This is a genomic window from Staphylococcus pettenkoferi (assembly GCF_002902685.1).
Classification (GTDB): Bacteria; Bacillota; Bacilli; order Staphylococcales; family Staphylococcaceae; genus Staphylococcus; species Staphylococcus pettenkoferi.
The window spans coordinates 17,805-38,750 of record NZ_PPRN01000019.1; the positions used below are offsets into that span (position 1 = coordinate 17,805).

Genomic DNA, 20,946 nt, shown 5'->3' on the forward strand with positions numbered 1-20,946 from the left:
CTACAGGCTCAAGCCATGCCTGCGGAAAGCGTCGCCACCCCAATACGCAGTATTGCAAATTAGGAACAAACTCCACATTCCTACGAATACAAATTAGTACAACACACTACATTCCCTCAAATGCAAATTAGAAGAAGACATTTTAATCATCTCACCCCACAAAAAAGACAAGGCCAAAAGCATACACCTTCAACCTTGCCCAAACAATAGACTAATCAGCAGGCGCCTCAGTCTCGCCCCGCTTCTTATTCATCTTCATCTTAATCGGCGCATAAATCAATACCAGAATCATCAACACACCAAAGTAACCAATGATTGGATACAGAATCGCCATCAAATCAGTAAAGCCAACAAAGCTTACAATATATCCAATAATCAACGTCACCGTAAAGATCACCTTAAACTTAGACGTACCCGCATCAGAAAAACGCGTCGCTAAAGAATAGAACATACCCAGACACGTATTAAAGATCATCAAGTACACCACAATCGCCATAATAAAGCCAAGAATAGGAGAAATCTCATTCACCAATCCAAGCATAGGCAACGGCAAGTGACCTACGACATCAATTTTAGAGAAAATCGCAAGGTGACTCACAATAATCATTAATCCAAGCACAAAGCCACCAAGCAAACCACCGATAGCCGCAATCTTACTATTCTTCTCATTACCACCCATAACGAACGTCATCGATGCACCGAGACCCACGTTCAGTGATACATAGTTAATACCAGACACGACCCAGTTATTAATCGCTGGTTTATGTCCTTGTGCTAAATGATTGAGATGACCGAGAGAGCCATCCAACGTAAAGATACAGAAGATCGCGATAATCAGAATAAAGATAATAAGTAATGGTGTGACATTACCAATAATTTTAACTACAGCGTCAATACGCAACATACCAGCTAAGAACGTGATAATCGCCATGAGCGTCGTACCAGCCCATGTCGGCCAACCAAATTGTTGCTCAAGGTTAGAACCGCCACCTGCTAACATAACGATACCGAAACAGAGTAGCGTCAAGATGAGAATCACGTCGATGAGCCATGACAACGTATTTCCGAACCAACCGGAACCTGTAATCTTATGTACGACATCGTTGTGACCTGTCGCTTTAAATTTCGAACCGAGCCACATCATCATCATACCCACGTACGCAAAGAGTACTGTGGAGATGAGTGCAGCGAAAGTTCCTACCATCCCAAAGCTAGTGAAATATTGCAGAATCTCTTGACCGGAAGCGAATCCTGCTCCGACGATCAATCCGATAAATGCACTACCTATCAATAGTATTCGTTTCATAAAAATCCCCTTCGTATGTAATCAAATTTCGTTAGCGTGTGACGAGCACTGGCGTCTCATCGAGTTATTCGCTAACGACGATGCTTTTAGTCCCTTAAAGCATAGTGATGATAAAAGTTTATACCGTACACCTTACAACAGGTTTGTTAGTTCTAGCAATAAATAACCTTTGATTATAGATAAAATTATAAAAAGTAAGCGCTTACAAAACTATATTATCTGAATATAATCACGAATGCAACAGGAACATTTTAACTCTTATGCACATAATAACTTAAAAACAGATGCTTAGACCTTGCAGTCATCGAACTGATAGAATGGAGAAGTTATTACATATTTTTTACCGGGGGAATGGGAATGGATTTAGAATATATTTCACAAAATGTGGTCAAGCCTGAATGGATAGACCACAACAATCACTTACACGACGCAACGTATTATGCAATCTTTAGCGATTCTGTCGTAGAACTTTTCGAAAATATGGGATTCACGATTGAATATCGTCAGAATAACGAATGTACAGTGTTCTCTCTGGAATCTCACTTGTCGTTTCTACAAGAACTACAAGTGAACGAACGCTTCTACATCGATCCATATATTTATGACTACGATCACAAGCGCATCCATCTCTTTTTGACGATGTATAACGAGAAGGATGAGCGTGCAGCTACGTACGAAGTAATGATGATGGCTGTGAGTAACTATGAGCGTAAAAGTATGAACTTCCCACAAGAAGTGATCGAGAAATTCGAAAGTTATTATCAAGCGCAAGAAACAAGAGAAATGCCACCACAATTCGGGCATGTGATAGGCATTCCAAGAAAATAATAAAAAAGAGTGAGCGAGACTTCGTTACTATGGCTAAATGCATAATTGAAGTTCGCTCACTTTTTGTATTTGTAAACATTAATTGCTTCTTTAATATTTGTAGCTTAGATTTATTGCTCTAACTATTCGTCGTATTCTTTTTGAATTTTGCTTTTCATAAAAAAGTATATAAAGAAACCAAATAATACGCCGCTAAATAAATATACACAGACTTGTAGTGGACTCAAACCATCTGAAAAATCGAGAAACATTGGTTCAAGGAAGTAATTGAGTGCTGCCATAACTACACCAAAGTAAACACCTGCTAGAGTGCAACGTATTCTATACTTCTTCAACAACTTTTTATATTCTTGTTCATTATGTACACGGTCATTATCTAAACGATACTTTCTCATCTTCACCATTGAATAAATACTTATAAATATGAGTAAAGCAAAGAGACTAAACGTTCCCATACTATAATGATGATGGAATGCATCGTTGATTATATTGATTAATAGTAGTATAGGAAGGATTATCGCAACATACATTAATCCTGTACCTAAACTCTCAGCTATCTCTTGTTGCTCTCGCTCATCTCTCTCTGTAGATGTACCAATAAACCACTTCAGTAGTTTCTCATTCATCGCCTTCGTCCTCCCAGAATAAAGTGTTTAAATCTGTATTCAGTGCTTTCGCCAACTTGATGCATAGTGATAACGAGGGATTATATTTATTGTTCTCGATCATATTAATGGTTTGGCGCGAAACCTCTACTCTTTTGGACAATTCAAGTTGGGAAATGCCAAGCGCTTTACGATATTGATTTAATTTCGTCATGACTCATCTCCCTCTCTATGTCAAATATATATGACATTAGTAAAAGTGTCAAATATACCCGACATTTTTAACACTCGTTTTACTATCTCAAACTCACAAACAACCTGGTCACTCTCTCACACCCGCTTCAACCACCTATATAGCACCACACCTCAAATCGTGATATCGTTACTATATTACGGAGGTAAAGCTATGGTTTGGATCGCAATTACACTATTCGTACTCACGTTAATATTGGTTATCTGGCAACCCAGAGGTCTCGACATTAGCATTCCTGCAATCGTCGGTGCAGTGCTCGCACTGGTCATAGGTGTCGTCTCTTTCAACGATGTCTTAGATGTTGCTCGTATCGTTTGGAATCCGACCTTGACGTTCGTCGCACTCATCATCGTTTCTATTATTCTCGATGATATCGGGTTCTTTGAATGGGCCGCGCGACACATGGTCCGTGCATCTCGTGGTCGTGGCTTCTTAATGTATCTATACATACTTATCCTAGGCGCGTTAATTAGTGCTTTCTTCGCTAATGACGGTGGCGCACTCATTCTGACGCCGATTGTGTTAGCCATTATGCGCACGTTAAACGCCAACAAACGCGTTATCTTTCCATTTATCATCGGCTGTGGCTTTATCGCGGACACGACTTCCCTACCTTTCACCATCAGCAACTTAGTGAACATCATCTCTGCCGACTATTTCTCTATCGGCTTTATCGATTATGCGCTTCACATGATGATTCCGAACCTCTTTGCATTGGGAAGTAGCATTGTAGTTTTATGGTTGTATTTTCGAAAAGCCATCCCACAACAATTCCATACTGAAGACTTAGTTGCACCACAAACAGTGATTAAAGACCAGAAACTATTCCGTTGGTCATGGATTGCGTTAATCATCTTATTCATCGGTTATTTAAGCAGTGCTTTTACCCAACTCCCTGTGTCCGTTATCGTAGGCATCGTCGCGCTCATCTTACTGCTCATCTCAGCACGTTCAAAGGCAGTTGACACACGCCACGTACTTAAAGGCGCACCGTGGAATATCGTTCTCTTCTCGCTAGGTATGTATCTCGTCGTCTTTGGAGTGAAAAATGCAGGGCTAACCGAATTGCTTGCGCACGGTCTACGCTACTTATCTGATCAAGATCCTTTCGCTAGTGTAATGGGGATGGGCTTTCTGTCAGCAATCATGTCTTCTATCATGAATAACTTGCCGACTGTCTTTATCAACGTGTTAGCGATCGACGAACTACATCTCACTGAGCCCATTCAGTCTGCCTTAGTTTACGCAAATATTATCGGTTCAGAACTCGGTCCGAAGATCACACCGATAGGCTCACTGGCGACGTTACTTTGGCTTCACGTGTTGAGTAAAAAGGGTATCAAGATAAGCTGGGGTGTCTACTTCAAAACAGGCATCGTCATTACTATTCCTGTACTCGTCATGACATTATTAGGATTATATTTAACATTATTGTTGTGGTGAGTGGTTTAAAAAATGTGTGTTTCTGAGCCGCTTCTTTGTCAGATTTTTAAAAGAAGCGGTTATCTATCTTCGCATTTCCCTTTCTCATCGACATGCTTTATAATAAAGCTTAATCCACTCTCATCAAGACAGAACATGACAAGAAGGTAATGACGATGACGCAATATCCAACTAAAGAAGAATTTCAACAACACGAAAAGTTAAATGAAAATAGCCTTAATAGCGTTAATGACAAATTAAATCAACTTCCCTCCGTTATCGAAGACAAAATCACTATCGCAATGAACGAAATGGAATTAAAGATGCTGGCTGAGTTTAAATCAATGAGAAACAGCCTCATTTCTTGGTCATTAGCCGGTTGTAGTATTCTAATAGCCTTTGCGGGGTTAATCGCTCGTATACTCAGTTTGTTTTAAAGATACATGATTAACTTTCTGCTACAAAACCACTCTCCGTTATTCAATCCAACAAATATACTTTTTACCATTCAACAACTATAGAACCTTAACTGACACTATCCTATCGCGAGACAACTTATTGAAAAGAGGTTATACACCATGAAAGTACTCCGACTCATTATAACTCCCTTGAATCACTTTAAGAACCAAACACTAGATATCGACTTTACAGCTAGCCAACCTTTCAATCCAAACTTTCCAGAAGAAAGACTCACACGTATTAACCACTACATTTATGCGCTAAATACTGTGGCATTCATAGGTATAAATGCTTCAGGGAAGACGACAACGCTAAATATTATTAAAAGTTGCTTTGATTTATTCCTTAATCGTGGGAGCTTAAATACCTATCCTCAATTTCTCACTCATTTTGACGATAACGTTACCTGTACGTTATATATCGCTCACGAGACTACTATTTACCGGGCTCAAGTGCGAATTAGTAAAACGGATAAAGATTGTTATATCACTGAAGAACATATTTCTAAAAGAAGACTTAACGCTAAAGTAAAACGGAGAAATGTCTTTCAACCTGAGCTGTATAAAGATGTTTATAAAGTGAAATACAATCATCTTCATCAAAAGTATTCCGTTTTCCCAACGTTATGCTTAGATATTTCTAAACCTGTGTTACTTGAATACGATTCCTCTTTATCAGATAAAAAATTAATCGATTTTTTAATTGAAACATCAAACCAACAATTCTTAGAACATCTCGATCACTCTATTGAATATTATTCAGTTGACACTAGCTTTAAGGAACACACTACTATCACTTTAAAGTACAAGAATAGACGAGAGCCTTTATATTTATCAGAGGATACGCTTCATCAGTATATTTCACTAGGCACGAGAAAAGTGCTGACTTTACTCTATTACGTTATTCAAATTCTAAAAAGTGGTGGTTATCTTATAGTAGATGAAATAGGAGATCATCTTGATCAACGCATCATACTTGATATGTTAGATTTCTTCTTAACTCAGTCTAACCGTACAGGTGCTAGCTTGCTATTTAGCACACATTATATCGAATTACTCGACTTGATTACTCGTAAAGATAGCATTTATATTACACGCAACCAATATAGTATTGACGTTCAGCGTTATACTAGTTTATTAAGTGATGATGAAGCAGAAAGTATGGAGCTTAGCGATGTGTTTATAAGTGGTTATATCGAGACTTCTCCTCGTTACGTAGATCATCTCGCTATTAGAAAAAACGTAGAGATGCTTGTAAAAGAGGAGTCAATAAAACTATGAAATTACAGATAGATACAACACATCCTATAGCAGTAATATGCGAAGGTGAAAGTGAAAAAATAATTATTGAAACTTTACTTGAAAAGGACTTACTTTTATTTTCTCGAAATCATTTAATAGAAGAAAAAATATTAATTAATGACTATCGTAACCCTAACAAATTCGTGAAAAAGTTTCTCGGATCTAACTACTACAACTTTATATCAATTATTCTAGTAGTTGATACTATCCAGAATTTTAAAATTCCATCCTCATATTTAAAAAATATCAAAGCCAAAATCTTTATCTTAACTCAACCAGAAATTGAAATTTTAATGATTTTGGCTTTAGGCCTTTTTAAAGATTATCAAAAGGAAAAGTCCCGACATCACTTAAAGCCTTCCACATACCTAAAAATGAAACTACGCAGACCAGTTAAATCTTCACATTTTATCACGCAATTTTATCAACAATACGACCTCTTGAATGCTATTAATTTATATCATCACATCAGACCTAATAAAAAAAGTTACTCTATTAAAAATCTCCTAAAGTAAATCAAGTCCGTTCTCTCCTGTGAACACTTAATGACTTTTACCACATGGAAACGCTTCCTGTGTTTGACCTCTCATCAGATAGTTTAAATAAATAACGTAAGACATTATGAACGTTGATGAAGCATTAAAGGAGGTTGCTTTATGAAATATATTGTAGTAGGAAGTTCTCACGCAGGATTTGAAGTTGTTCAAACATTATTGAAAGAAGATAAAGAAGCAGAAATTCATCTCTTCGAACGTGGCGACAAACCTTCTTTCCTCTCTTGCGGTATTCAAAGCTACTTAGAAGATATCTCCCCATCACTTGATTCACTCCACTATGCGACGGCAGATTCTTACGCTAAACAAGGCGTTAATGTTCACATCAATAGTGATGTGGTTGATTTAGATACAGACAATAAGACGATTTCAGTTAATGAAGATGGCAAATCTACAGAATATAGCTATGACAAATTATTCTTAAGCCCAGGTGGCGAACCGGTTGCCCCACCAATTGAAGGTATCAATGATTACAAAGGTGTTTACTTCATGCGTGGTCGTGAATGGGCTGGCGAAATCAAAGCACGTATGCAAGCTGCGAAGAAAGCCGTTGTCGTTGGTGGCGGCTACATCGGTATCGAAGCGGCTGAAGCCTTTGCGCAAGCAGGCATTGATACGAAAGTTATCGACGTAAACGACCGTATTCTTGCGACATATTTAGATGAAGAATTTACGCGTATTCTTGAAGATAACGCTAAGTCACATGGTCTCGACTTTGTCGGTGGCGAGTACGTTCAACGTATCGAGGGTGATAACGACGGTAATATCACTCAAGTGGTAACAGATAAAAACACGTACGAAGCTGACACAGTGATCTTCGCAGTGGGCGTGAAACCTGCGACAGAATGGTTAGATGGTAAGATTGAACTTGGTGACAAAGGTGTAATTAATATTGATGAACATCTTCAAACATCTGCCAAAGACGTATATGCAGGTGGTGACGCAACACTTATCCCTTACGCACCTACTAATGAAGAACGCTATATTGCCCTAGCGACTAACTCTCGCCGTCAAGGTGTGATAGCAGCTAAAAATATGGCCGGTAAACAATTGAAGATGCCGAAAGTGTCAGGTACGTCCGGCTTAAGTCTCTTTGACTATAAATTCGGTCAAACAGGACTTCATGAGACGGAAGCGGATAGTTATGACGGCAATCTTGGCGCAACATTCGTTCAAGAACCGATCAGACCGAAATTCATGCAAGATGACGCAACTGTTCACATGAAGATTATGTACGACAAAGACAGTCATCGCATTCTCGGTGGTCAATTGATGTCTAAAGAAGATATGGTCGAATCTATCAACACACTTTCTGTTGCTATTAACGCAGGTTGGACACTCGAACAACTTGCGATGGTCGACTTCTTCTTCCAACCTGACTTCGACCGACCTTGGAACTACCTCAACGTACTTGCTCAAGAAGCGTTAGGCGACACATTCGGTAGTGACCAAATGCTCTTCTAGTTGAGTAGATGAAAGTTATATAAATTATGAGTCCAAGTTGAATTCACTTTTCAATTTGGTCTCTTTTTTTGATTAGGTAAAATTCACCGCCCTTTCCCCTTTCTGCATAAAACTCCCCTAAACACACGATATAATTTAAATTCACACTGACTGATATCTCCGTTTATTAAAAATTTCTTAATTTTACCAACTTTTTTATGAAAAGTCATCTTATTTTCTATTATTTTGTGTTACCATATTTTTGAATATCATTTTACATAAATAGGGGTGATTGACATGAAATGTCCAAATTGTGGACAGCCAGTAGATGAACAAGATATCTTCTGTGGCGAATGTGGGACAAAGTTAAAAGACCCGTCTACAGATAAATCCGCTTCTTCTACTGATAAAGACAAAGCACATACTCAAGCAGAAACTTCAAACACATCTCAAGAACATAAAGAGCATCTAGTAAAGACTGACAACGAGCAACACGCAACGCATCGCTACGATCAAGAAGGAACAACCTCTAATCAGGCACGTTCCGAATCACAGAATCATCAAGCGCAAGATCATCAACCTCAAGACAATCAGCAAGCAACATACAAACAGCGACCTCATCAGAATAATTCACAGCAACAGAACAACTCACAACCAACTCAGAATCACCACACAAATTCACAATCTTCTCAGAATCAACAACCTCAAGGGGCTGATTTCAAGCAACACTCAACAGATATATTTAACGAAATGAAAGACTTCTTTAGAACGGCATTTACGCGACCTGACCAAATCATTTCTAGTTCTAAATCATTTAGCGCTAAAACACTAGTAACATTGTTAGTTGCTGGATTCATACTTATGGCGATATTCCTTGGAATTATATTCCCAACTAGCCTGTTACAAGAATTTGATGTTGATAAAGGACAAGCAGTTATCAAATTCGTATTCTATGTACTCATCGGTTTAGTTGTCTTATTCTTTGTGACATATTTATTGTTACTTATGATTAATGTAAAAATTTCATTAACGAAATTTTTATCAGAGTTCGTATTAATTAATACCTTACCTGTACTTATATTCTTTATAGGTTGTCTATTAATGTGCATGCACGCATTTTCAATCTCAATTACAGTTCTTATATTGTCATTATTAATGCTTATGGTGACACCTGTATACTTGCTGACGAAGAATAGTCATCAACATCAACTACGTATGCCAGTAATCTATGCAATACTCATCTATTTTATTATCATTGCGCTTATTTTACGTATTTTAGCTGAAAGCATACTCACTGGACTTATCGGAGAAGCTTCAGAATCACTGAACGAACTATTCAATCAGTCATCTAACGACTATGGTTACTAATTAAAGGAGGTATCTTATGAATTTCTGTGGTAACTGTGGTGCACGAGTCAAAGAGGGGCAGAAGATTTGTACCCAATGTGGGAAGCCTCTCAACTCAAAGCGTCACTCAGACACACAATCGAACCACAACCAAGATACAACCGACCGTAATCGATCACAGCATGATTCAAATCAACAACGTTCGCAATCTAAATCTTCGAACAAACGATTCTGGATTATCTTAATTATTATCGTATTAATCCTAGCTGCTTTGTTCGCTGCTTATAAAATCATTAGTTCACAGCTTTCTGCTAAAAAAGAAAGTGAAACGATTGCGCATGATATTCGAAAAGGTAAGACTGGAGATTTGTCTAAGCATTTAAAGTCTGACGGTAAACACTTGTCTAAGACTGAAACGAAAGCTTGGTACAGATATATCAAACAAGAAGACAGTCCATCACGCATTGCCGATGAAGTAGAGACTGTTGGTAAGAAGATGACCAAGCATAACTACCATCAAATGGGCGTTTCTTCAGGCGATCAAAACGTGATGAATGTGAAACGTGATGGTAAGCAGTATGGCATTTTCAAAAAATACGCGTTCGAAGTTCCTAAACAACAAGTGACAATTGATCCTGACGACTCAGGCGAATTGAAATATGAGTATAATGAAAAAACGCGTAAATCCAACCTGACAGAAGAGAACACTAAAACATTAGGTTCTTTCCCATTAGGTATTTATGACCTTAAAGCACAACAAGACGTCGATGGTAAGAAATTTAAAGGCGGACTTTCAATTGATATGTCAGCTAATGAGCCACAAGCCGAGACGAATTTTAAACAAAAACGCTTTACAGTCTCAATTGACTCAAGCTCATACGACTCTGACTCACTCAAACTTTACATCAATGGTAAAGAACAAAGTGACTTTGATGAATATGAAGATGAAGAATTCGGCCCTTACTCCCCAGACGATAAAGTCGAAGTATATGCGACTACAAAAGTCGAGGGTAAAGTATTCAAATCTAACACTGAGAACGTCTCAAGCCCTAGCGGTGGCGATAAGTCAACAACTGTCGAGCTCACTTTCGACGACGATGCGATTGACGAACACGAAGAGAAAGAGCTAGACAAGAAGTTAGATGACGATGACGACGATGATGACAGCAGTAGTTCTAGTTCAAGTCATACATCAGTGACACGTGACAATGTCATCGATAAAGTTGAATCTTACGAAGGTCATAAGCTAGATACTGATGAATACACTTACCAAGAACCTGAGAAGCATGGCGACACTTGGGGCTTCTCTTTCACGGATAAAGATGGCGACCTCGCTGGATCATACAAGATTGATGCAGATGATGGTTATGTCACAGAATACGATGAAGATGGAGAAGAAGTTTCCTCAGGTTATTAAACTTTAGGTAAAAGTAGTTTCCAATTTCGATGTTAAAATTAAAAAAAGCTCGTAGATCGCTTGAAACGGCATCTACGAGCTTTTAATTATGGTACGATTTTTAATTTATTGTTGCTTACTCCAATTGTTGGTAAATCGTATCATCAACGAGAATTTCCACATTATCATGTTGATGCAAAATTGAAGCTGGCAGCGCTTCTGAAACTTTGCCTTCAATCAATTGTTGAATCGCATTCGCTTTTTTGTCTCCAAACGCTAGAAGAATAATACGTTTCGCTGACATAATAGAACCTAAGCCCATAGAAATGGCTTGTGTCGGCATATCCTCTGTACGTTCAAAATGAACTTTATTCGCATTAATTGTAGATTCTGTTAAATCTACTACACGCGTTTTACTCTCAAATGAAGCACCTGGTTCATTGAATCCAATATGCCCATTCTCTCCGATACCTAGTAGCTGAATATCGACAGGGCCTTCCGCTTCTAACTGTGCTTCGTAATCTTCAATTTCCCGGGAAATATCCTCTGCTTTACCGTTCGGCACGTGGATATTCTCAGTGACCCAGCTTGAATTATGATTAAATAAGTTCTCCTGCATATACGTATGGTAACTATCTTTGTCGCCTTCACCTAGGCCTACATACTCATCCAAATTGAACGTATGCACCTCAGATAAATCCGTTTGATTCAAGTTGATCAATTCAACTAAGTCAGGATAGACCTCTAACATCGTGTCTCCTGTAGCTAATCCTAACGTCGTCTGAGGATGTGCTTTTACTTGTTTAATAATTTCAATTGCAGCGTATTCACTTGCTACACGCTTGTTCCCCATATTCAATATCTTCATAAAATCACCTTTTCCCTTAATTTATCATTAAATCCCTAAATATTCTTCAATTTCATTTTTGGAAGAAGGACAGAAATCTACTTGATTTCGTTGTCCTTCCCCCGCAAGGCTGGCTAGATTTCGAAAAAGGTAATCTACCCTTTTCGAATTCAGCCAGCTACTGCGACGTTTAACATGTCTTATATATTAAGATGAGACGCTGTATATAAGTTTCTTAAACAAACTCAACACTAACTTCCCGCCACCTCCGATTACTTTAAATATACCGTTTATGAAATTGTTAATCAATATAACTAATGATTTTGAAAATACTTTTCACAAATAATTATAGTCACAACCTCGCCCTCCACCAACGTACACTTGCGCATTTCATTAAATATAAATTTTAACAGTTATGCATTCATAACAATCATCTACGGACTATTCCCCACACCGCTTCAATCTAGTGTTACCTTTATTACAGAGTTGAAATACTCTTAGGGAGGTGACTGATATGGTCAAAAAGATTATTGCGGTAATTAAATCAATTCTTGCTCCATTTGTATCAGGTGGCTTCCAAGATAAGTAATTTCAACTGAGTGACTGATAACTCTTTTTCAATATCGTAAAGATGCAGTCGAGGTTTTTTATTCATCCATGTTTCTACCTCGGCTGTATTTTTCTGTCTTGTTTTCGCAATTACATAACCTTCGTACTCTATGCTGCACACTCTATTCTCGAACCCTCACATCCCTAACTAACTATTCTGTTTACGCATTAATATTTTTATTATAAAAGTTGTTGTCACAAGCAATATGTTTCACATCAATTTTACCCAACTAGTATACTTGAAATAGCTTAACAAAGGAGTGATAGGTATGAGCACTTTCTCTAATGAAGAAAAGGTGCAGATCTTATCAGACATTGTGGCAATAAATACAGTGAATGATAACGAACTAGAGGTATGTCAATACTTACAGGACCTCTTCAAACAACATGGTATTGATTCTCGTATCCAAGAACTAGATGAGCATCGTGGAAACTTAATTGCCGAAATTGGCGAAGGTTCACCAGTACTTGGTATTTCTGGCCATATGGACGTCGTTCCTGAAGGTAAGCACGAACAGTGGACGTACGATCCTTTTACTCTAACAGAAGATGACGGCATGCTATATGGTCGCGGTGCAGCTGATATGAAATCAGGGCTTGCTGCTTTAGCCATCGCAATGATTGAGATTAAAGAGAACGATTTACTGAAGAAAGGTCGCATTAAATTTATCGCGACTTCAGGTGAAGAGAAAGCACAGCTCGGTTCACAGAAAGCGTACGAAGCTGGTGAAATGGATGAGGTTGACGCCCTAGTTATCGCTGAACCTTGTCAGAACATGCTCGTAATTGCTCACAAAGGTTCCATGGACTACCGCATTATCTCTAAAGGGCACGCTGCACATAGTTCTATGCCTGTAATTGGTAAAAATGCGATACTACCGCTTATTGATTTCGTTAAAGATATCGACGACGCTTACCATCAAATTATTAAAGGTAATCGCAGTCAGTCGCTCAATTTAAGTGGTATGTACGATAAACTTGCGCCACAACTTCCTCAATCTATCGATCCAGAATATGTCAAAGACGTTATCGAAGGATTAGTGATTAGTAACACAGTCATTTCAGGCGGTACACAAGTCAACTCTGTACCTGACACTGCAGAAGCTGAATTCAATATTCGTACAATTCCAGAATACAATAATGAGAAAGTGAAACAACTCTTTAACGAGACGTTAGATAAACACAACCAAAATGGTGCTGACCTTGAAAGCGATCTTTATCTTGACTTGGAATCTGTGCTTACGAATGGTGACAATGACCTTGTGAAATATGGTAAATCCATCGCAGATCGTAAGTTCAATGATAATTTCAAAGCAGCACCAACTGTTGCGATTACTGATGCGTCTAACTTACTACGCGACAAAGATGAGAACTTCCCATTCATCGTGTTTGGTCCTGGTGAGAACCCACATCAAATCGATGAATGTGTGCGTAAAGATAAATATCTCGACTTCACTGAGTATTATGTAGAGCTCTTTACGACTTATCTTGAAAATAGCTAACGTGTTAAATAAGCTACTTTATTTTTCAATATCTTAACTCTCTTAATATGAAGTAAAACGCCCCTCGCTATATGATGTAGTGAGGGGCGTTTTGTATGTCGATAGTTCCCGCCATCGAAATTGAGTTAAGGTGAACGTCTTTCTACCGCAGACGAAAGCGATAATACCCCAGACACTTTCTACAATGAACTTATATTGGATCTCTCCCCTCTTCTCTCCACACCGCTCAACATACAAAAACACCCCACAGCTGGAGTGTGCGCTCCAACTATGAGGTGCATCGCACTTAAATTATGCTTTTTGTGCCTTCTTCTCAGCTTTTTTAGCTGCTTTCTCACGTTTACGTTCTTCACGTAATTTCTTACGCATTTTCTTATTGATTTTTTGTGCATTTTTATAATATTTACTTTCGAAGTAACTAGATGAACCAATGTAATAGAAGATTAACGCAACAATCGCAATGACTAAGAAGTCATATGGATAATGGATTAAGTTGATACCTTTGAATTCTTTACTACCAATGAATGATAGTAATGCAAGAATCACTAAGTACACGATTATCCATAAACTACCGCCGATTTGTTTCGTCGTATTCTTCCAGTTCATTTTATACTCGTAGAAGAAATATATCGGTAAACCGAGAATAATAATAAAGATAACTTCTGCTGTCGTTGGCCACATAGCCCAATAGATAGCAAGTGAAGCCAAGACGAATGAGAATGGTGCCATAAATTTCAACATACCTGCTCTGAATGGGCGATGTAGCTTAGGACCCATTTTACGTAAAGCAATAACCGTCGTAGGACCTGTAAGATAGGCTACTAACGTTGCTGTTGAAATTACGCTGGCTAACGTACCCCAGTCACGGAATAACGTTACCATCACCATACTGATAATCGCGTTAAAGGCAATCGCAATACGTGGAATGTTGTATTGCTTGTTAATCTTACCTAAGAATTTAGGAATATGACCATTCTGTTCCATCGCTTGTAACACACGGCCTGTGACAGCTACGAATGACACACCTGTACCGAATGGTGAAACCACCGCTTCAATATAAAGCAGAATGGCGAGCCAGTTCAAGCTCAATAAGATCGCCATGTCAGCGAATGGTGAGTTGAAGTTAATACCACTCCAACCATGTTCGTGTAACATACCTGTTGGCATAGACGTGATAAACGTACTTTGTAGGATGATGTAAAGCACGGCACTGATCACGAGTGAAATCACTACGCCACGTGCGATATTCTTCTCAGGTTTGTACACTTCAGACCCCATATTAATGATCGTCTGGAAAGCGTTGAATGAGAAGATAATCCCTGAGGCAGTTGTTGCCGCAAAGATTGGCGCACTACCATATGGCATAAACTGATTAATAGAGTGACCATAGTTACCTGTATGGAAACCAGATAACATTAACATGATAATCGTTAATAATGGCACACCTAATTTAAATACTGAAATTAAGCTTGTAAATGATGTTAAAAGTTTCACTGACCAATAGTTAAGTAATGAGAAGACCGCGATAATCGCATAAACAGCGATTAATCCTACGGTACTGATTTGGCCATTGTGCATTAAATGACCCATGAACTTCGCCCAGTCCCAAGGCCAAGAACTCATGTATTGAACAGCAGATACTGCTTCGATCGGAATGATAGTAACCAATGACACCCAGTTCGCCCATGAAGCGATAAAGCCGAGTAACGAACCGTGCGTATATTGCGCGTAGTTACTCATTCCACCGGATTGCGGGAACATGACACCAATCTCGATATAGTTATATGCGATTGTCCCGATAACGATGAAACCAATAATCCATGAGAGGATCGCAGCTGGTCCTGCTATAGATGATGCTTCCCAAGCACCAAAGAGCCAGCCCGAACCAATTAACGAACCGAGTCCGAGTAATATAAGTTGCGGTAAATTAATCTTACCTTTGTGTTTATCTTGTGACATAATAACTCCTATTTCTTTTATATTCATGATAGTCAAGGCACTGCGAATCGTTAACGATTATACAATGCATTGCATACTTTGCTATTATACTCTAAAACGCAATATCGTCAAATCAACGTCCATAGCAGATGAGTTATTCATTCCATTGTATTAATATACTAAATAATGGCTTTGAATGCATATCCTTCAACTATGTAGGAGCCCGCTTAAACACTTGTTGTCAGCATTATAATAGATAATTTTTACACGTTACTAAAATATGCATTAAAGTGCATTCATTGTAAGCGCTTTTACAAATTAAAATATCTTTCAAACTACTAGAGCGCCAGTGTTTATAGCGTTTTTATAAGTTATCTAGGGTGAATTTTACACTTTTAACTAAAATCTAAATAGAAAAAGTAGTATACGCATCAAAACAGTAAAAGTTCTTGCGCATACTACTTCAAAACATGTAACTCAAATCATGATAATTCATCATTTGTCTATTCTATTGTAGATAAATGTGCCGAACATGACGCTCTTACTTACGGAATTTCTCGTCAATTGTGTCGTTATTAATATCGTTAAGTCGATCCACACTCACATGGCTACCTTTCTTATAATTGAGACGATGTTTATTCGCTTGTTTCTCTTTGTAATCTTCAAGCGGTATCATCTTGAAGTGTGCTTTACCTTTATGTGTCTTCGCGTTCTGAGGCTCATAATGTGTCACGACTGCACGCCATTTCACATTCTTCACTTTCGTCTTCGCATTTTTATCTAAATCAAAGTGTAGGTTACCGCCGAGAATATTGTTCTCATCGCCTGTCGCTTGGCCGTTAAGGAAGTTACCTAACGAGTACGCAACAAGTGTCTTATTACCGTCTTTCCCTTTCATCCACTGCATAGGTTGAATGACGTGAGGATGTGTACCGATAATGACATCTGCACCTTGATCGGCAATGTAATGCGCGTAGTCTTTCTGCTTATCAGTGACCTTATGCGTGCCTTCTTTACCCCAGTGGGCTGACACCATCACGACATCGCTGACTTTCTTCGCTTGCGCAATATCTTTCTTGATGAGCTTTTTATCGAAACGGTTGATATTATATTGGTGATCTGGCTGGATACCGTTCGTGCCATATGTATAGCTGACGAGCGCCACCTTCGTACCATTGACGTTCTTTACCGTAATATGGTCACGCTCTTTCTGGCTACGATATGTACCTGTGTAGGTCGCTTGGTCTTTCAAATGATCCCAAATACTGAGCTCATTGTACAAACCACTCATCCCTTGGTCGAGCGCGTGGTTGTTAGAGCCATTGACGAGGTTGAAACCTGTATCGATTATGTCTCCTGCCACTGCACTTGGTGTGTTAAAACGCTTAAAACCATGGAAAGGCTTGTCATCTCCACCCATTGGCGATTCTTGGTTGATAAAGGAAATGTCTGCTGATGACATACGCTGCTTCAAAGGTTCATACATCGGTTTAAAATCATAAGAACCATCGACTTGGCGGGCATCATTGTAGACCGCTGGGTGAATCAAATTGTCTCCCACTGCTTCTACAGAGATCTCATCATCTTTCGCGCATGCTTGAGAAAAACCCATGACGCCTATGCACAAAACAAATAATATGATTGAAGTAAATAATTTCCTCATTAACTTTATCTCGCTTTCTATATATTTTATAAAAGTAAATCTTATCCTTAATATAACAAAAACATAAAATAAGTATAGTCTTTTTATGAAAATAGTTAAAAAAGCCTACAGTTTCTTGCGCTGAGGAGTAGGGTAAAATGAGAACTAAGAATGAATTAATCGAGGAGTGACGAATAAGTGGAATATTTAACATATGGAAATCACAAAGAACAATTTATTGAAGTTTATCAGACTGACGATAATGCAAATTGGTTAGCTGTCGTGCATGGTGGCTATTGGCGTCAACGTATTGGCGTAGAAAAGATGCATCCCTTTGTGGAAAAACTCGTTCATCTCGGCTTCAATGTCGTAAATATTGAATACCGTCGTGGTGAACACCCGTGGCCAACGCCAGAAACAGATGTGCAACAAGCGCTTGAAACATTCAAGTCGTCTGAGTACTTCCCTGCAGAAGGTCAGCTCACTGTTATCGGTCATTCAGTTGGAGGTCAACTGGCGTTCAACAATGCGCAATATGCCGACTACATCGTGGCACTCGGTCCAGTGACAGATGTGAAATTCACACACGATCATCATCTCGGTGACGATGCAGCACTTGAATACTTTGGTGATGCGTCAGATGAGACATTATACCAAGCTTCACCTCTTTCACGTTTACCTCTAAATGTGCCTACGCTTATCCTTCATGGGGTAGACGATGACAAAGTACTCATCGATACAACTTTCGATTATATTGAACAGAACGAGGGCGATGTAATTGATTTACTTGCACCCGCCAAGCTTGACCACATGGTAGCGATTGAACCCGATATGCCGTTCTTCGATCATATGGTAGACTGGATTCGTAATCATTCTTTATAACAGAATCGTAAGTCGAACATATGAGGAGAACGACAAGTGAAACCGGTATACTTTAACCACGATGGTGGCGTAGATGATTTAGTTTCATTATTTTTATTACTTCAAATGGAAGAAATTGAGTTAATTGGTGTTAGCGTGATTGGTGCGGATAGTTACATTGAACCTGCCGTCAGTGCATCGGAAAAAATTATTCAACGCTTCGGCCACCAACCTATTGAAGTGGCCGCTTCGAAAGCACGAGGCAAGAATCCTTTTCCAAAAGAGTGGCGCATGCATGCGTTCTTCGTAGATGCACTACCCGTCTTAAATGAACATTACGAAACTAACGACAAGGATATCACAACGCATGTAGAAGCCTATCAAGATATTATTGATAAAGTAACACAGAGCGAAGAACCGGTAACATTGCTATTTACTGGTCCATTAACTGATTTAGCGCAAGCACTCACAGCAGACCCAACCATCACTTCACAAATCGAACGTTTAGTATGGATGGGCGGCACCTTCCTCGACAAAGGTAACGTCGAAGAACCTGAACATGACGGCACTGCAGAGTGGAACGCATTCTGGGATCCCGAAGCTGTCGCAACGGTCTTTAACTCAGATATCGAAATCGATATGGTCGCATTAGAAAGCACGAATCAAGTTCCTTTAACGTGGGAAGTGCGTCAAATGTGGGCACGTGAACGTCAGTATATTGGCGTCGAATTTCTAGGAGTGAGCTACGCTGCGATGCCACCGTTAACACACTTCCAAACCAACTCTACTTATTTCTTATGGGATGTGCTCACGACCGCGTATACCGACGAAGCTTCCCTCGCTCATAAACATACGGTCAAAGCATCGGTGGTAATAGAAGGTCCAAGCCAAGGTCGCACGTATATCGATAAGACGGACGGTCGTTTAGTAGGTGTCGTCGATGATGTAGATCGTGACGACTTCTTCCGTTACATTACCGATTTAGCTAAAAAAGCAGAATAAAACGAGAGAAATTAGTTGAATGTAGCCCAACGCGGTAGCTGTCTGAATTCGAGATGGCTATCGCTTTCTCGAACTCTAGTCACCCTCGCGGGGGAAGGACATCGAAATCACAGATTTCTGTCCTACTCTCAAACAAGGGAAAGTCGTTAAATAAAAACAATATAGTACTTTCCCCCCCACACTAAAAGGTCCTTAATTGAGCCATTTCAGACTCAATCAAGGACCTCTTTCATTTTACTAATAAGATATTAGGTTTGCTTACTCATCTTCTTATAACCTGGACGAACGAAGATCATCGCCACAATACCGATCACCGCTGATACTACAGCTGAAATAAACATTGATTTATAGCCATAAGATGATACGAGAATACCTGTTAACGTTGGCGCGATAATTGTCGCTGAGTTAACGAAGAAGTGTGTAATACCTCCGTATGTACCTGCATTCTTAGGTGCAGTATCAATAACGACAGCCCAGTATACCGCATTCGGTAAGAAGAGGAATGCTACCCCTAACATCATTAAGAACATAATCATCGGTACACTATTTGTCGTAGGAATAATCAAGAAACAAATCGCTGCAAGAATCATACCAAAGATCGATAATCCTGAACGTGCAATCCATAAGTTTCCTGTCTTCGTACGTAACCAGTCAGATAAACGACCACCGAAGTAAGCTGTAAAGACAGCACCGATCCAAGGAATCATACCTAAATACCATAGTGAATGGATTTCAAAGTGGTACTCGTCTTGTAAGTACTTTGGCGTCCAAGTTAAGACTAAGAAGTTGATGTATTGGAAGCCGAAGTAACCAATTGTATTACAGATAAGCGTTGGACTCTTGAAGAAGTGATACCAACGTTCGTTAGAACTATCTTCCGTTTCCACTGTCTTCTCACCTGAGAATGTATCGTCAGTCGAACGGATGGCTGCCAACTCTTCTTTCGATACTTTTGGATGATCTTCTGGATAGTTCGTAAACATCTTACTCCAAATAATCACCCAAACGATACCGAGCGCACCCATTAATATGAATAGTACACGCCAAGTTGTTACAGATAATAAGAATGATGCGATAGGCGCTGTGATTAACGCACCTAGTGGAACCCCGATTAAACCTAATGCTGAAAGTAAGCCACGTTCTTTCGGAGCAGCCCAGTTCGCGTTCGTCTTGTTCATCGTAGAGAATAACGGCCCTTCAGAGAATCCGAAGAGGACACGTAAGACGCCGAAACCTGCAAGTGCTGAACCACCGAAGACAGCGAGTCCGAGTTCACCTGCGAAAGCCATGGCCATTTCAAATACAGACCATAACGTACCTGCGACGATCCAAACGAATTTAGGTCCTTTCTTATCTGATAAGATACCCCCGAATAATGAACCGAGCATGTAACCATAACCGAAATAACCAAGAATTGAGTCCCATGCGACTTTGTCGAAACCAAATTCTTTAATAATGTCAGCTTGGGCATACGAAATTGAACCACGGTCAATGTAGTTAATCATAGTCATGAGTACAATCATCGTGATGATGACATAACGATATTTTTTCATGTTCCCCACCCTTTGTTTGTCAATTTACTGAGAATTCTTAATCTTTCTATATGTATAAAACTACAATAACCTTAAATG

At 39.2% G+C, this 20,946-nt stretch carries 18 protein-coding genes; 11 read left to right on the plus strand and 7 right to left on the minus strand.

Features of this window, described 5'->3' with window-relative positions:
* Positions 1-211: 211 nt before the first annotated feature.
* Positions 212-1,306, minus strand: a complete 1,095-nt coding sequence (locus CD126_RS03945; protein ID WP_049407272.1) for a YkvI family membrane protein — start codon at positions 1,304-1,306, stop codon at positions 212-214.
* Between the two features lie 357 nt (positions 1,307-1,663).
* Here CD126_RS03945 and CD126_RS03950 point away from each other — a divergent pair, with 357 nt between their 5' ends.
* Positions 1,664-2,134 carry a thioesterase family protein gene (locus CD126_RS03950; RefSeq protein ID WP_049407274.1) on the plus strand — a complete coding sequence of 157 codons (471 nt, stop codon included), beginning with the start codon at positions 1,664-1,666 and terminating at the stop codon, positions 2,132-2,134.
* Between the two features lie 122 nt (positions 2,135-2,256).
* Here the strand turns inward: CD126_RS03950 and CD126_RS03955 are convergent, their stop codons facing one another.
* The gene (locus tag CD126_RS03955) at positions 2,257-2,760 is read right to left on the minus strand and encodes a DUF3278 domain-containing protein (protein ID WP_049407276.1); all 504 of its coding nucleotides are present in this window, start codon (positions 2,758-2,760) and stop codon (positions 2,257-2,259) included.
* Positions 2,753-2,953, minus strand: a complete 201-nt coding sequence (locus CD126_RS03960) for a helix-turn-helix transcriptional regulator (RefSeq protein WP_049407278.1) — start codon at positions 2,951-2,953, stop codon at positions 2,753-2,755. The genes CD126_RS03955 and CD126_RS03960 overlap by 8 nt, the downstream gene beginning before the upstream one ends.
* A 192-nt stretch (positions 2,954-3,145) precedes the next feature.
* Here CD126_RS03960 and CD126_RS03965 point away from each other — a divergent pair, with 192 nt between their 5' ends.
* The 7 genes from CD126_RS03965 to CD126_RS03995 all read left to right on the plus strand — a co-directional run bounded on the left by CD126_RS03965 (position 3,146) and on the right by CD126_RS03995 (position 10,935).
* Entirely contained in the window at positions 3,146-4,435 is a 1,290-nt protein-coding gene (locus CD126_RS03965) for an arsenic transporter (protein ID WP_103370066.1), read from the plus strand.
* A gap of 155 nt (positions 4,436-4,590) precedes the next feature.
* Positions 4,591-4,851, plus strand: coding sequence for a hypothetical protein (locus CD126_RS03970; RefSeq protein WP_049407282.1), 261 nt, complete (start codon positions 4,591-4,593; stop codon positions 4,849-4,851).
* Positions 4,852-4,992: 141 nt separating this feature from the next.
* Positions 4,993-6,153, plus strand: coding sequence for an AAA family ATPase (locus CD126_RS03975; protein WP_049407284.1), 1,161 nt, complete (start codon positions 4,993-4,995; stop codon positions 6,151-6,153).
* Entirely contained in the window at positions 6,150-6,689 is a 540-nt protein-coding gene (locus CD126_RS03980; protein WP_049407286.1) for a hypothetical protein, read from the plus strand. Before CD126_RS03975 ends, CD126_RS03980 begins: the two co-directional genes overlap by 4 nt.
* Positions 6,690-6,830: 141 nt before the next feature.
* Entirely contained in the window at positions 6,831-8,192 is a 1,362-nt protein-coding gene (locus CD126_RS03985) for an FAD-dependent oxidoreductase (protein WP_049407288.1), read from the plus strand.
* Positions 8,193-8,468: 276 nt separating this feature from the next.
* The gene (locus CD126_RS03990) at positions 8,469-9,539 is read left to right on the plus strand and encodes a zinc ribbon domain-containing protein (protein ID WP_103370067.1); all 1,071 of its coding nucleotides are present in this window, start codon (positions 8,469-8,471) and stop codon (positions 9,537-9,539) included.
* A gap of 16 nt (positions 9,540-9,555) precedes the next feature.
* Positions 9,556-10,935, plus strand: a complete 1,380-nt coding sequence (locus CD126_RS03995; RefSeq protein ID WP_049407291.1) for a TcaA 3rd/4th domain-containing protein — start codon at positions 9,556-9,558, stop codon at positions 10,933-10,935.
* Positions 10,936-11,050: 115 nt separating this feature from the next.
* Here the strand turns inward: CD126_RS03995 and nagB are convergent, their stop codons facing one another.
* The gene (nagB, locus tag CD126_RS04000; protein WP_103370068.1) at positions 11,051-11,782 is read right to left on the minus strand and encodes a glucosamine-6-phosphate deaminase; all 732 of its coding nucleotides are present in this window, start codon (positions 11,780-11,782) and stop codon (positions 11,051-11,053) included.
* A gap of 857 nt (positions 11,783-12,639) precedes the next feature.
* Between nagB and CD126_RS04005 the strand changes: the two genes are divergently transcribed.
* Positions 12,640-13,872, plus strand: a complete 1,233-nt coding sequence (locus CD126_RS04005; RefSeq protein WP_103370069.1) for an ArgE/DapE family deacylase — start codon at positions 12,640-12,642, stop codon at positions 13,870-13,872.
* 291 nt (positions 13,873-14,163) lie between these two features.
* Here CD126_RS04005 and CD126_RS04010 read toward each other — a convergent pair whose 3' ends face one another.
* Positions 14,164-15,831, minus strand: a complete 1,668-nt coding sequence (locus CD126_RS04010; protein WP_049407296.1) for an APC family permease — start codon at positions 15,829-15,831, stop codon at positions 14,164-14,166.
* 520 nt (positions 15,832-16,351) lie between these two features.
* A complete protein-coding gene (locus tag CD126_RS04015; RefSeq protein ID WP_049407298.1) occupies positions 16,352-17,422 on the minus strand; it encodes a CapA family protein in 1,071 nt (356 codons plus the stop codon).
* A 228-nt stretch (positions 17,423-17,650) separates the two neighbouring features.
* On the opposite strand from CD126_RS04015, the gene CD126_RS04020 reads away from it, so the two are divergent.
* On the plus strand, positions 17,651-18,334 hold the full coding sequence (locus CD126_RS04020) for an alpha/beta hydrolase (protein ID WP_049407301.1): 684 nt from the start codon (positions 17,651-17,653) through the stop codon (positions 18,332-18,334).
* 36 nt (positions 18,335-18,370) lie between these two features.
* A complete protein-coding gene (locus CD126_RS04025; protein ID WP_049407303.1) occupies positions 18,371-19,315 on the plus strand; it encodes a nucleoside hydrolase in 945 nt (314 codons plus the stop codon).
* 248 nt (positions 19,316-19,563) lie between these two features.
* On the opposite strand, the gene CD126_RS04030 is transcribed toward CD126_RS04025, so the two are convergent.
* Positions 19,564-20,868 carry an MFS transporter gene (locus CD126_RS04030; protein WP_103370070.1) on the minus strand — a complete coding sequence of 435 codons (1,305 nt, stop codon included), beginning with the start codon at positions 20,866-20,868 and terminating at the stop codon, positions 19,564-19,566.
* Positions 20,869-20,946: the final 78 nt, after the last annotated feature.